Raw genomic sequence first — 14459 nt, 5'->3', positions numbered from 1 at the left:
TTAATACCATGGAACTTAATTAATAATGACATCGTCCAAAGACGAAATTTGATTTAGATACATTATAGCGTGTACAAAATAAACGAACAGAGCTATTAAATCAAATTTTTTTAACGATTTTTGGTGTCATTTGCCAAAAATCCCTATTTTTTTTCGAGAAATTACTATTCAGAAGCTTTTTTGTCAAGCAATTAATCGAGAACCCGACTAAAAGTCCAATCTAAAATTTTATTGTAAATACCGCAGTTACCGCTTCAAGCTTTTTCATTTTTTCAATTACATCTTCTTTAGGTGTATCATCAACGCTAATTACAGTAACTGCTTGCTTCCCTTTTTCGAACCGGCTCAATGATAAACCCGCGATATTAATATTTGATTCAGATAGAACTGAACTCACTTTTGCAAGCACACCCGGTTTATCAATATTGTAATAGAGAACAATATTTCCGTCAGGCTTAAACTCGGCATTAAAATCATCAATACTTACAATGCGAAGATCATCATTCAACATTATAGTACCGGCAATTTTTTTTGTACCGGTTTCTGAGATAACCTGAACACTTAATAAATTAGAATATATTCCATCCGGTGTACTTTTTATTTCCTCTAAAATAATTCCTTTAGCTTCGGCTAAGGATGGAGCATTAATAAGATTAACCGGCTGTGCAATCATTTTTTGAAGAATGCCCTTTAATAATGCGGATTTTATTAATTCAGAAGATTTTCCCAGAAGCTGTCCCCGGTAAGTTATAATTATTTTATTGATATTCGACTTCAGCAACTGGACATGAAGCGAGCCAATTTTTTCGGCTAAAGAGACATAGGGGCGAACTTTTTCATCCTTTAATAAATTAATTGCTACGGCATTCACGGTACCTACTAAATCGTTACCATTAACCCAATCAACAATTTGATTAGCAATTTGAACTGCCACTTTTTCTTGTGCTTCATCGGTTGATGCGCCAAGATGAGGCGTTGCAACTACTTTAGGATGATTGATCAGTTCCCAATAAATTGGTGGTTCTGATTCATATACATCAATTGCCGCGGAAGATACTTTACCAGATTTAATTGCTTCAAGAAGTTCAGGTTCATTTATTAATCCGCCTCTTGCGCAATTAATAATTTTAACACCCGATTTACATTTGGAGATCGTTTCTTTACCTATTAAATTTTTTGTCTCTTCAGTTAAAGGAACATGCAATGTAATTATATCCGCATTTGCATATAATTCTTCGAGACCGACTAATAATATACCATATTCATCGGCAAATCCCGAAGAAGCGAGAGGATCGAAACCAAGTATATTCATTCCAAATGCTTTCGCGCGCAATGCGAATTCTTTTCCAATTTTGCCTAGCCCAATCACCCCTAAATTTTTTCCGAAGAGCTCAGTTCCCGAAAATGATTTCCGGTCCCACTTTCCCTCTTTCATTGATTTATCCGCTTGAGGAATATGGCGGCACATCGACAACATTAATGAAAATGCATGCTCGGCGGCAGAAATAGTATTACCCCCGGGAGTATTCATTACGATAATCCCCTTTTTTGTCGCGGCATCCGAATCAATATTATCTACGCCGGTACCAGCCCGCCCAATCAATTCAAGATTATCGGCTTTATCTATTAACTCTTTGGTAACCTGGGTTGCACTTCGAACTACTAGAATTTGATACTTCCCAATAATTCCAGATAGTTCTTCCTTTTTAAGATCGGGCAAATAATCAACATCAAGTGAATTACTCTTTAATATATCAACGAGCTTTGAATTAACCTTTTCACTAATTAGTACTTTTTTCATATGAATGATTTATAGCGGATTTTGGGTTTTAGAGAGTCTCAAGTTTATGAATTATCAATAATTTCGTTTTTTAAGCTCACAAAGATATAATTATTTTCAAAAAAACCTAACATAATAAGTTATAATTGTCTTTTTACATTAATAAAGTAAAGCGAGGTTATTTTATTATTATGGAATCCTCATTAAATAGACAGAGGCCTGAATTAAGCGTACAAAACCACTTGGTGTTGTTTGAATCAACAAATGTTGAAAAGATAGTATCTTCTATCAGTTCACTGTTTTTACTATTCAAGTGATACCAAACTCCATCGGCATATTTTAGTACCCCCATTCCGAATGATGAGGCAAAAACATTTTTATTATGATCTACCGTTATTGAATAAAATCCCTCGATTGGCAATCCTGAATCTCTTTTAAATATTTTAAAACTATTTCCATCAAAAATTGTAATACCCCCAAATTTATAAGCTATATAAATATTATTATCGCTCACTGCAATTGAGTAGGGAGTTTCATCAATTGCATTATATCCAATCATTGATTGAGTTTTCAATTTATTTTTTTCAAGAAGAAATAGTGAGTCGGAGGTCCCAATCCATAAATTATTTTTTTTGTCGCAAGCTAAAGTTGTTATTTTATTTGAGGTGAGCGATGAATTGGAGTTATTGTAAATTTTCCATTTATTTTTATAAAACCGGGTAAGTCCTTCGGAATAGGTTCCGATCCAGATTCTATTTTGTTTATCGATAGAAATAGCATAAATCCAATCGTTGGGCAAACCGGAATTTTTCGAATTATATACTCTCCATTTATTTCTTCCATCAAATTTTACCAATCCACCGCCATATGTTCCAATCCAGATATTATCATATTTATCGGTAGTTAAGTAAAAGATATAGTTATTGGGGATTTTGGAATTCGATGTATTATAAGAAGTCCATTTCTTTCCGTCAAATTTTATAAGACCATTATCAATGGATGCAATCCAATAATTTCCTTTTTTATCCTGGATTACCTGACGAATGCTATTAGAAGGGATTCCGGAATTATCTTTATTAAAATATTTCCATTCCCCGGCATCTACCGGGGAAATGGAAAGCAAAATTAAAGATATCAGTAGAAAAAAATATTTTTTATAAATCAAACTGATTTTATTAAACCAACTTTGTAATTTTTTCAATGAATACAGATTTAGGAACAGCTCCTATTACTTGATCTACTACCTGTCCCCCTTTTAAAAATAAAACGGTTGGGATAGAGCGAACTCCATATTTTATTGCTATCTGCTGATTATCATCAACATTAAGTTTACCAACTTTCACCGTGTCTTTATATTCATCACTTAATTCCTCAATTATAGGACCGATTAATCGGCATGGACCGCACCATTCAGCCCAAAAATCTACTATAACCGGTTTTTCACTTTGAAGTGCTTCAGTCGTAAAATTTGTATCCGTAAATTCAAATGCTTTCATTTATGAGTAACTCCTATTCTATTAATAAAACTATTGAGCACCATTTCTTTTTAAAACATCGCGTGCAATAATTCCTTTTTGAATTTCATTAGTACCTTCAAAAATTCTGTTGATTCTCGAATCGCGGTAATATCTTTCAATCGGCAATTCACGTGAATAACCCATTCCACCATGAATTTGAACCGCGTAATCGGCAATTTTATCAAGAGACTCTGAGCAATATAACTTTACAATAGCCGAATATCGGGATATATCTTTTTTAAGATCATAATCAACTGCAGTTCTATAAACCATAGATTCCATCGCATAAATCATAGCAGACATTTCAGCGAGCATAAATTGAATTGCCTGAAAACTTGAAATTGTTTGGTCGAACTGTTTTCTCTGTTTTGCATAAACAGCACTCATTTCCATTAATTCTTTTGCCGCGCCGAGGCATGCCGCACCCAAGCCTAAACGACCGGCATCAAGTGTTTTCATTGCAAGAACAAATCCTCTTCCATCTGTTCCAATTAAATTTTCTTTTGGTATTCTAACATTATCAAAAGTGATTGCATTAGTTGCACTCCCCTTTATGCCCATCTTCTTTTCCGGCGGACCGGCTTGATAGCCCGGAGTTTCGGTTGGTACTACAAAAGCGCTAATTCCTTTTTCGGTTCTCGCAAAAACAGAAACAATATTAGCAATACCACCATTTGTAATCCAAAGCTTTTCACCATTAATTACCCACTCGTTACCATCAAGCTGAGCGCGTGTTTTTACATTAAAAGAATCGGAACCGGCCTGCGCTTCGGTTAAACAGAAGGCTCCAATCTTTTCTCCCTTTGCAAGTGGTGCTAAATATTTTTGTTTTTGTTCTTCTGTTCCACCAATATAAATTACATTAGAGCCGATTGATTGATGCGCGCCGATAAATGTGGCAGTAGACATACATCCCCGCGCAATTTCTTCCTGCATCACACAATAACCAACCTCTCCAAATCCACCACCTCCATATTCTTCCGGAAACGCTACACCCAAAAATCCAAGCTCACCTAATTTCTTAATTAAATCTGTTGGTATTTTTTCATCTGAATCTATTTTTGAAGCAATTGGTTTAATCTCGTTATTAACAAAATCGCGGGTCATTTCCCGCAGCATTTTTTGTTCTTCAGTAAATTGAAATTCGTTCATTTATATATCCATTTTATTTGATGATCTGGGAAGTTTTTTCACCGATATAATTTACAATGTACTCACCACCGTCAACACCCAATACATTTCCTGAGATCCAATCTGCTCGTTCATCGCAGAGAAGTACAATTGCTTTTGCGACATCTTCAGGAGTGGTTAATCTTCCATGTGGGTTTTTCATTTTAGCGGCCGACATCATTTTATCGAACATTGGAATTTTATTTCCTGCGGGAGTATCGGTTACACCAGCCATTATAGAGTTACAAGAAATTTTAAATTGACCAAGTTCTACAGATAGCTGACGAATATGTGCTTCGAGCGCTGCTTTTGCCGCAGATACTGCACCATAGTTTGGAATTACAGAATGGGAACCTGCGCTGGTGAGAGCAAATATTCTTCCACCCTGTGCAAATAATTCTCTATGGATTAAACCTTGAGTCCAATAAACTAATGAATGTGCCATAACATCCAGTGTCATATTCATTTGGGATGGAGAAATAACGGAATTTGGGTCTTTTGATATGAAAGGTTTTAATGTACCGAAAGCGAGCGAATGAATTAATACATGAACATAAGGATGTTCTTTGGTAGCAAATCTTTCCTTTATTTCATCCAGTGTATCATTAATCTTAATTTGATCGGCGGCATTGATATTGAAAAAAACCGCTTTCTGACCTACTCTTTCAATCTTTCTGGTTATAGAATGAACATTAGTCATTGTAGCCTGGCGGTCTAAATGAACACCGAAAATATTATAACCATTTTTTGCAAGTTCAACTGCTGTTGCTCCGCCAAACCCGCTAGAAGCTCCTAAAATTAGAGCCCATTTCTTTTCCATCTATTTTATCCTCTTTACATTTGAGGCACAAACATAACAAATCGAAAAAATAAATCAAATGAATAGAAGTTATTGCTATCCACTTAAACCGGGAAATAAACTATAGATTCTTCTCCGAGAAGCTCAATTATTCTTTTAATAGTTGTTGAATTGAAAGAAATTTTTTGAGTTAAATAAAACTCTCTTACAACTCCTTTATCTTTGACACATAGAGCGAGTGGCATATTTCCTTCACACTCCTCAATAATTTTTTTTATTTGTGAGGTTATTGATTCGTCATGAATTGATGAATCCAGTATGATCCCTATTCTTTTAGTAAGAAGCTCCGCTGATTTTTCAAGCGGAAGTACTTCATCCACATGAAGTTTTACCGCATCTCCACTGCTCTCAAGTGTCCCTTTTACTAATACTGTAGATTCAGGCATAATTAAGTCTTCACAAACGGCAAATACTTTTGAAAAAGTTAAACACTCACATGAGCCGGAAAAATCATCTAATTTGAAGAAAGCCATCTTTTTGCCGGCTTTATCAATTTTTGTTTTGACATCAGTAATAACTCCACAAGCAATTATCTTTTCTTCAAATTTATATGTTTCGGTTTCACCGAGATGAACCGAGGCAAAAGACCGATATTCTAATTCAAAATTTCTTAAGGGATGATCGGTTAAATAAAATCCTAAAACTTCTCTCTCTTTTGCAAGACGTTCCTTAGTTGTCCATGGTTGATTTTGTGGAAGTTCAGGTTCTTGAATGTGCAATTCAGAATTATCGGCTCCAAACAAACTATCGGAATGAGATATTTTTGCAGAATGAAGTTTATTTCCGAATGAGATAGCTTCTTCAATGGCAGCAAAATTTTGTGCCCTGCTTCCGCCGCAGGAATCGAACGCGCCGGCAAGTACTAATCCTTCCAATGCACGCTTATTTACAACTCGTGTATCATTGTAGGCACAGAAATCATATATGCTGGTAAAACTTCTATTTATTTTTTTGTGTGATGCTTTAATAGATTCCACAGCGTTAACGCCTACATTTTTAATTGCCGACATTCCAAAAATTATTTGTTTATCTCTAACAATAAATTTGGTTGAAGGATTATTAATATCCGGCGGCAAAACTTTAATTCCAAGTTTACGACAGTCCTCCAGTAAAGTAGTTACTTTATCAGTATCGCCAAATTCATTTGAAAGGTTAGCGGCTAAAAATTCTTCGGGATAATGCGCTTTTAGATAAGCTGTCTGAAAAGCAACAATTGAATATGCAACCGAATGGCTCTTGTTAAATCCATAGTTTGCGAACTTATCTATCACATCAAAAATTTCTTCAGAAATTTTCTTCTTTATATTATTTTTTTCGGCACCTTCAACAAACTTGGTTTTCTGCTCAGCCATAGCTTTTAAATCTTTCTTACCCATTGCACGTCGGAGAAGATCTGCCTCTGCTAAAGTCATCCCTGCAATTTTATTGGCAATCTGTATTACCTGTTCTTGATAAACAATAACACCATATGTTTCCTTTAAAATTGGTTCGAGGATTGGATGAAGGTATGTAATTTTTTTCTTACCATGTTTACATGAAATGAATTCTTCAATATAATCCATTGGACCGGGACGATACAAAGCATTCATAGCGGAGAGGTCACTAATAGAAGTGGCTTTTAATCTTTTTAGATATTCACGCATCGGGGCACTTTCAAACTGAAATACCGCAGTAGTCTGTCCTTTGCTGAATAGTTCATATGTTTTAGGGTCATCAACAGGTATATCATCAATATCTATATCCTTGCCGCGAGTTTGTTTCACAAGTTCAATTGTATCTCTGATGATTGAAAGCGTACGAAGACCAAGAAAATCCATTTTAAGAAGTCCCGCTTCTTCAAGTTCTTTCATATTGAATTGCGTAACAAGCGAATTATCATCACCATATGTAGCTAGAGGAACATAATCACTAACATCACCCGGCGTAATTACAACACCGGCGGCATGTTTGGAAGCATTCCTATTCATTCCCTCAAGAACTCTAGCGTACTTCAGTAATTCCTGCATTAGAGGATCTTCTGTATTCTTGAGCCATTTTAATTCAGAGACTTCATTTATTGCTTGATCAATTGTATAAACTCTGCCAAACTTAGACGGAATCCACTTAGTAATATTATTAACTGTTGGAATTGGGATTTTGAGTACACGGGCAACATCACGCAACACTGCTTTTGAAGAAAGACGGTTAAAAGTAATAATTTGAGCAACCGAACTTTCGCCATATTTTTCTTTCACATATTTAATAACATCTTCCCGTTTATCATCCGCGAAATCAACATCAATATCGGGCATAGATTTTCGGGCAGGATTTAAAAACCGCTCAAACAATAAATCATACTTCAGTGGATCGACATTTGTAATTCCCAAAACGTAGGCAACCAAACTTCCCGCGGCGCTTCCTCTTCCTGGGCCAACCGGGATTCCGCTTTCTTTTGATGCATTGATGAAATCTTGCACAATCAAAAAATAACCGGCATAGCCCATTTCATTAATTACTTTTATTTCATAACGAAACCGGTCTTCGACTTCGGGAGTAATTGTTTTATATCTTCTTTGAACTTTTTCTTCAGAAAGCTGAACAAAATATTCATCTAAAGTTTTTGCTTTTGAATTCTCTGGAATCGGGAATTTAGGATATAGATGCCCCGACATTTTTAAGTCTAGATTTATCTTTTCTTCAATCTCAACGGTATGCTCAATTGCGCCTTTATAATCTTTAAAAAGTTTTTTCATCTCATCAGCACTTTTGAAATATATTTCATCGGTACCGTATCGAAGATCTTTATAATCAACATTTCCGGTTTTATCGCCAAGACACAATAAAACATTGTGAGGAACAGCGTGTTCTTTTTCTAAATAATGAATATCATTTGTAGCAACAAGTTTTATATTAAGATCGTGAGCTAGTTTTGGCATACCATGCAAAATCGGCTGTTCAACATCTAATCCATGATTTTGAACTTCGAGATAAAAATCCTCATCAAATAACTCTTTAAGTTGAATGGCTATTCGGCGAGCTTTATCGTAATCATCATTAACTAATGCGGTTGATATTGGTCCGGCCGGACAAGCAGAGGTAGCAATCAAACCTTCGCTATATTTAGTTAAAGTTTCGAAATCAATTCGGGGACGATAATAGAACCCTTCTGTAAAACCGATTGTGGAAAGCTTCATTAAATTTTTGTAGCCAGTGAGATTTTTTGCAAGGAGCAGAAGATGATTATAATGCTTTTTCTTTTGACCATAATCCGGTTCGTCACCTTTTTTATCGAAGCGGGTTCCATCAATTACAATATATGCTTCCATCCCAATAATTGGTTTAATCCCCTCTTTGGAAGCTTTTTTATAAAATTCAGAAACTCCAAACATTACACCATGATCGGTTAAAGCGACCGCATGCATGCCATGTTTTTTTGCGCCATACACAAGTGATTCCACCGTGCAAGCGCCATCCTGCAAGCTGTAATGGGAATGATTATGTAAGTGTACGAAATCGCTCATAGATTTAATTGTGAACTGATAATCCGCCAAAAGCTGGGCGGACAAGTTCTGAATTAATAATTATTATAAATTTTATATCAGTAAAAAACATCAATAACCTTTAATTTTATTTTAATTCAAACAAAACACTTGTATATTATTTTATAAATCATTTAATCAAACTCCAATCTCAAAACTCTATACTCATAATTCTCAATTAATGTTTTCCCGTGTGTCCAAAACCGCCTTCACCTCGTTGGCTTTCCTTCAAGTTTTCTTCTTCAACAAGAATCATTTTATAAACTTCTGATAATACCATCTGGGCAATTCGCTCTCCCCTTTTAATGATAAAATCTTCATTGCTAAAATTGAAGAGAATAATTTTTATTTCTCCTCTGTAATCAGAGTCGATTGTGCCTGGAGAATTTAAAACGCCAATTCCATTTTTTGCGGCTAACCCGCTTCGTGGACGGATTTGTATTTCATAACCAAGAGGAATTTCAACTCTTATATTTGTTGGAATTAAGGCGAATGAATTTTTCTTTAAAATAAATTCAGATTCAACCGCGGCTCTTAAATCCAAACCGCTGCTGCCTTCGGTTGAATATGATGGCAGTGGCAAGTCGTTAAAATCTTCTGTTACTTTTTGAATTTTTATTTCGATTGTTTTCATTGATATCAAAGATGTGTTGAGGCAAAGATAAAAACAAAAGAAGAATAATCAAGGATTGACTTTAAATAATTTTACTGCTTAGCGTTTAATCCGCAAAAATGTTTTAACAATTTTAATTAGCTCCTCTTTTTGTATAATTTTAAGGAGCAATAGCAAAATCATAAAAACAAGAAGAAATACAATCTTTTGAAGAAGAGTAATTCCAAATTCAAAATAAAGATAATAATATAATCCGCACGAAATAAGGACAAGAGTGAGAAGCCGGGCTATTTTAGCCGTTTCATATTCAATCCTATAATACTTTTGACTGAAATAATATAACCCTCCCGCCATTATAATATAACTTGCAAGTGTAGCTATTGCGGCTCCCATTACTCCCATTTTAGGAATCAACAGCACATTCACAGCAACATTGGCAACAGCTCCGGAGAATGTTACATAAGGAAAATATTTTGTTTTTTCTTCAATATAAATTCCCGCTTGAAAATTGTAATACATCCCGTTAAACAGATAGCCAAGTAAAATTATTGGTACTATTATTATCCCACTTAAATATTCTTTACCAATGATTGATTTCCCGGGGAGAAATTCAAATCTTGCAAAATCTTCAACAAATAATGTTAGTATTATCCAGATAAGACTCGAAATCAAAACGAATAATGTTAATATTTTTGAAAATAATTCCTTCGCGTTTTTTTCTTTCGCGTTATTTAGGAAAAAAGGCTGCCACGCCTGCTGAAACATTGATACAAAAAGCATCATAAATATACCAAGCTTGTAATTAGCTTGATATATTCCGAGAGTTTTTTCATCAGTCAAAGCGAGTACCACCGGCCGATCGATCACCTGCACAATCATCGCGGCAATACTTCCTGGCAGATAGGGCAATCCAAACTTTATTAATTTATTTAAAATTTCTTTATCAATATTCCAGTTTAACGATTGAATTATCTCCGGAAGCAGTATAACAAATGAAAATAGTGAAGCAATGATATTCGCTATGAAAATTGCTTCAATACCCATATTGTATTTAAGAACTAAAACAAAATTGAGAGTGAGATTAACTAATATATTCCCAAATTTTATTGCCGAAAATTTTGCGGCCTTGCGCTTTAATCTTAAATCCGCGAATGGAATCAATGCAAGCGTGTCAAGTAATAGAATACCAATAAAATAGAAGTAGATGCTTTCAAATCTATCCGGTAGTTCCATTAAACTTTTCATCGGGTTCATCACAAAATATAAAACCAAACAGAATAACAAACTTGTACCGGTAACAAATAGGTAAGAAGTTGAAAAGACTTTTCGTTTACGATCGACATCCTCAGAAACAGACGCAAACTTCATATATGCGGCATCCATTCCATAGATAAATAGAATATTGATGAATGCTATATACGCGTAAACATTCGAGAATATTCCGTAATCGCCAGGGAGAAGTACATTTGTGTAAAATGGGGTGAGCAAAAATCCTAGAAATCTGCCAATTATTGTGCTGATTCCATAAATAGCTGTGTCTTTTGTAAGTTCTTTTAGTTTATCGCGCATTAGTATAATAGTTTAAACTCGTTAGTCAAACATTTTATAAGTAACCAATCTTAAGTTGAAGGTTTCTTGAAATATGGCGCGAGAATGTCAACATAAATTTTGGGAGGACGGACAGCTTTCTTTGTATCAGTTTTTATAAAGATATGAGAAGTAAAACCCTCGCAAATAATCTCCTCAGTTCCTTTCCTCTTGATAACATATTCGATATGAACTTTTGGTGTATAGAGTTCCGATACAGTAGCGCACACTTCTAAAAGATCATCATACTTTGCGGCATTTAAATATTTTAAACCAGCTTCTAGTAAAGGAAGCTGATAGCCCTCATTTTCAACTTTGCTATAGGGTAAGCCGCAACTTCGAAGTAATTCAGTTCTACCGACTTCAAAGTACTCGAGATATTTTCCGTTATATACAAATTGCATTTTATCTGTATCAGCGTAGCGGACTCTTATTTCGCAAGTATGTTTAACCATTATAATTTATTCAAAGTTTATTATTCTACCACCATTCCCATCTTACTGAATTTTTCAAGACGGTTATTAATTAGCTTATCAGGTTTAATCTTTATTAAATTTTGCAGTTCTTCTTTTAAAACACTCTTTAAAGTTGCGGCCATTAATTGATGATCTTTATGAGCTCCGCCAAGTGGTTCCGGAATAATTCTATCAATTATACCCTGCTCAAGTAAATCTTCGGCTGTTAGTTTTAAAGCTTCTGCGGCTTGTTCTTTGTAATCCCAGCTACGCCATAGAATGCTTGAACAAGATTCAGGACTGATTACAGAATACCAGGTATTTTGGAGCATCAATATTCTATCTCCAACACCAAGACCCAAAGCACCGCCGCTAGCTCCTTCACCAATAATTGTAACAATTATCGGGACTTTCAATCTGCTCATTTCAAATAAATTTCGGGCTATCGCTTCTGCTTGTCCTCTTTGCTCGGCTTCGAGTCCGGGATAAGCTCCGGGAGTATCGAGCATCGTAATTACCGGCACATTAAATTTCTCGGCAAGTTTCATTAACCGCAGAGCTTTTCTATATCCTTCAGGATTAGGCATTCCAAAATTTCTAATCAAATTTGATTTTGTATCGCGCCCTTTTTGATGCCCAATAATTAATACTTTATACTCATCGAGCATAGCAAAGCCGGCAATAATTGCTTTATCATCTTTATATTGTCGATCACCATGAAGCTCAATAAAATTTTCGGTAATCATATAAATATAATCTGATGTATACGGTCTTTCGGGATGACGGGCTAATTGCACCTTCTGCCATCGGGTGAGGTTATCGTACACATTATGTTTGAGCTGATTTACCTTATCTTCCAGATTTTTTATCTCATCAGAAATATCGAGAGAGTTTTCATATTTTTTCATCTCTTCAATTTTCTTTTCGAGTTCGATAATTGGTTTTTCAAACTCCAATATATTTTTTGCCATTTTTATTCTCCGCTTATAAAAACTTTTGAAAATGACTTGCCAAGAATTTCCAGATCGAGCCATAAACTTTGATTCTTCGCATAAAACAGATCCAATTTTTTCATCTCAACATTATCCGTAATAGAAATGTTCTCTATAAACCAAAAACCGGTTAATCCCGCTTTCCCAACATACAATCCATCAATAAATTCGATCTCCTTTGGACCCACTAAACTTTTTTTGCCTGATAAAACTTCCGGTACCGACATTATAAATTCGGTGAATTTTCCCCCCTTGCCACTTATTAATTGCAATAAATATACGAATGGATAAATTAGCAACAAAAGAAAGCCGAGCAGAAGGTCCATCATTCGTTTAGAAATTCTGTGGGAGAATGATGAAATATTATATTGAAGTTTTAGGAGCGGAATATCATCCAGCATTGTGATTGATGATTTTCCAACCATATAATCCATCTCTTTGCCGGCGAGAAGAAACTCAACATTTAAGCCATTACACTCGGAAACCAATCCAAACATTTGTGTATACGAAATTCCATCCGACGAGATAATAACTTTCTGAATATTCTCCTCTAAAATAATTTTTTTCAAATTCTCGGTTGACCCAAGAACTTTTAAAGAGCCGAAAGATTCACCAATATTTTTTCTTGATGAACCAATAAATCCAATAATTTGATGCAGTTTTATAAAGTTTGAGTTTATTCTGGATGCAAGCTCGTTAAAGTTATTTATATTACCTACAATCAAGGTACGGGCATTTCTTGTATCAGTCTCTAATCCAAACTTAAAGACTGCTTTTGCTATAATTCGCCAAAAAGTAAATGAGAAAAATGAGATTAAATATGTAATTAAAACCACCGCTCTGCTAAACGCGAACTGTTTAAAGAAATAAGTTAGAGAGGTTAAAACCAGCATTCCAAAAAACAGTGTAACCGTTGAACGAAGTACCGAAAAAGATCTCTTCTTATATGCTCCTCCCAAACTTGAAATAATAACTTGAATGATTGCGGGTAAAAAATAAACCCAGGGAGTGGCAAATTCTGGAAATCCAATCCAATGTTCGTTGCTGTAAATTTTTTCGGCAAAATAAACTGATGCGGTAAAAATTATTAGATCTGCAATAACGGCAAGAATTATATTTTTATAAATATTTGTAAAAGCAATAAACTTTCGGATAAAAATCGCAAACTGTAAAATTGATTCAACAATAAAAGATGCCGAAAAATGTTTCTGTACAAAGAGATGCATGGCGTCATAAAAGACTTTAGTTTCATCAATACTACTTCTCTTTGTACTTTCCCCTTTATAATGAATTATTTCTGTTTCATGGAAATAATAAATTTTATAACCGGCTTTTTGGGTTCGGAAACATAAATCTAAATCTTCACCATACATAAAAAACTGAGAATCAAATCCTCCCATCAATTCATAAATTTCCCGTTTCATCATCATGAATGAACCACTTACGGCATCTACCTCATAGGATTTATTTTCATCGAGATAGGTTAGATTATAGCGGGCGAAAGTTTTGCTATTTGGGAATAATGCGCTTAACCCAACAATTTTGGTGAATGAAGTCCAAGGACCAGGAAATCCTCTTCTGCATGCCAGTTGTAAAGTTCCATCCGGATTTAACACCTTGCACCCGGCAATTCCAATATCGTCTCTGCTTTGAAACAATAAAATCATTTTTTCGAAGGTATCTTCACGAACAATTGTATCGGGATTTAAGAGCAGAATATACTTTCCCTCTGCTACTTTCATACCCTGGTTATTTGCTCTTCCAAAACCAACATTTTCTTTATTGGAAATCAATTTTACGGCAGGATATTTATCTTGTATTAATTCAACGCTGTCATCATCTGAAGCATTATCAACAATTATGATTTCCGATTTAATATTCTTGGAAGCTTCTTGAATAGATTGAAGAAGGTTTAACACAAATTCTTTTACGTTATAATTAACTATTATTATCGAAAGATCAATCATA

11 protein-coding genes are annotated in these 14459 nt (G+C 34.8%); all 11 read right to left on the bottom strand.

Translation table 11 applies throughout. The features are described from left to right. Positions 1–220 precede the first annotated feature (220 nt). Complete coding sequence (gene serA, locus KF816_05150) at positions 221–1801, bottom strand: phosphoglycerate dehydrogenase (protein ID MBX3007401.1); 1581 nt, start codon at positions 1799–1801, stop codon at positions 221–223. Between the two features lie 157 nt (positions 1802–1958). Beyond that, positions 1959–2981: a hypothetical protein gene (locus tag KF816_05145; protein MBX3007400.1), complete on the bottom strand. Its 1023-nt coding sequence runs from the start codon at positions 2979–2981 to the stop codon at positions 1959–1961. Next, on the bottom strand, positions 2956–3276 hold the full coding sequence (gene trxA / locus KF816_05140) for a thioredoxin (GenBank protein ID MBX3007399.1): 321 nt from the start codon (positions 3274–3276) through the stop codon (positions 2956–2958). Before trxA ends, KF816_05145 begins: the two co-directional genes overlap by 26 nt. A 30-nt stretch (positions 3277–3306) precedes the next feature. Continuing rightward, positions 3307–4449, bottom strand: a complete 1143-nt coding sequence (locus KF816_05135) for an acyl-CoA dehydrogenase family protein (protein ID MBX3007398.1) — start codon at positions 4447–4449, stop codon at positions 3307–3309. 13 nt (positions 4450–4462) lie between these two features. Further along, positions 4463–5287 (bottom strand): SDR family oxidoreductase, encoded by an 825-nt coding sequence (locus KF816_05130; GenBank protein MBX3007397.1) that lies wholly within the window; start codon positions 5285–5287, stop codon positions 4463–4465. 83 nt (positions 5288–5370) lie between these two features. Next, positions 5371–8826 (bottom strand): DNA polymerase III subunit alpha, encoded by a 3456-nt coding sequence (gene dnaE, locus KF816_05125; protein MBX3007396.1) that lies wholly within the window; start codon positions 8824–8826, stop codon positions 5371–5373. A 196-nt stretch (positions 8827–9022) separates the two neighbouring features. After that, entirely contained in the window at positions 9023–9478 is a 456-nt protein-coding gene (dut, locus tag KF816_05120) for a dUTP diphosphatase (protein ID MBX3007395.1), read from the bottom strand. A 78-nt stretch (positions 9479–9556) separates the two neighbouring features. Further along, entirely contained in the window at positions 9557–11026 is a 1470-nt protein-coding gene (locus KF816_05115) for a polysaccharide biosynthesis C-terminal domain-containing protein (protein MBX3007394.1), read from the bottom strand. Between the two features lie 50 nt (positions 11027–11076). Next, entirely contained in the window at positions 11077–11499 is a 423-nt protein-coding gene (locus KF816_05110; GenBank protein MBX3007393.1) for an acyl-CoA thioesterase, read from the bottom strand. 20 nt (positions 11500–11519) lie between these two features. Next, a complete protein-coding gene (locus tag KF816_05105) occupies positions 11520–12470 on the bottom strand; it encodes an acetyl-CoA carboxylase carboxyltransferase subunit alpha (protein ID MBX3007392.1) in 951 nt (316 codons plus the stop codon). A gap of 2 nt (positions 12471–12472) precedes the next feature. Next, the gene (locus KF816_05100) at positions 12473–14458 is read right to left on the bottom strand and encodes a glycosyltransferase (GenBank protein ID MBX3007391.1); all 1986 of its coding nucleotides are present in this window, start codon (positions 14456–14458) and stop codon (positions 12473–12475) included. Position 14459 lies beyond the last annotated feature (1 nt).

It is taken from the genome of Melioribacteraceae bacterium, assembly GCA_019638015.1.
In the GTDB taxonomy this organism is placed as follows: domain Bacteria; phylum Bacteroidota; class Ignavibacteria; order Ignavibacteriales; family Melioribacteraceae; genus JAHBUP01.
Note: the sequence above shows the minus strand (reverse complement) of the source record. Positions and strands in the feature narration are given on the sequence as shown.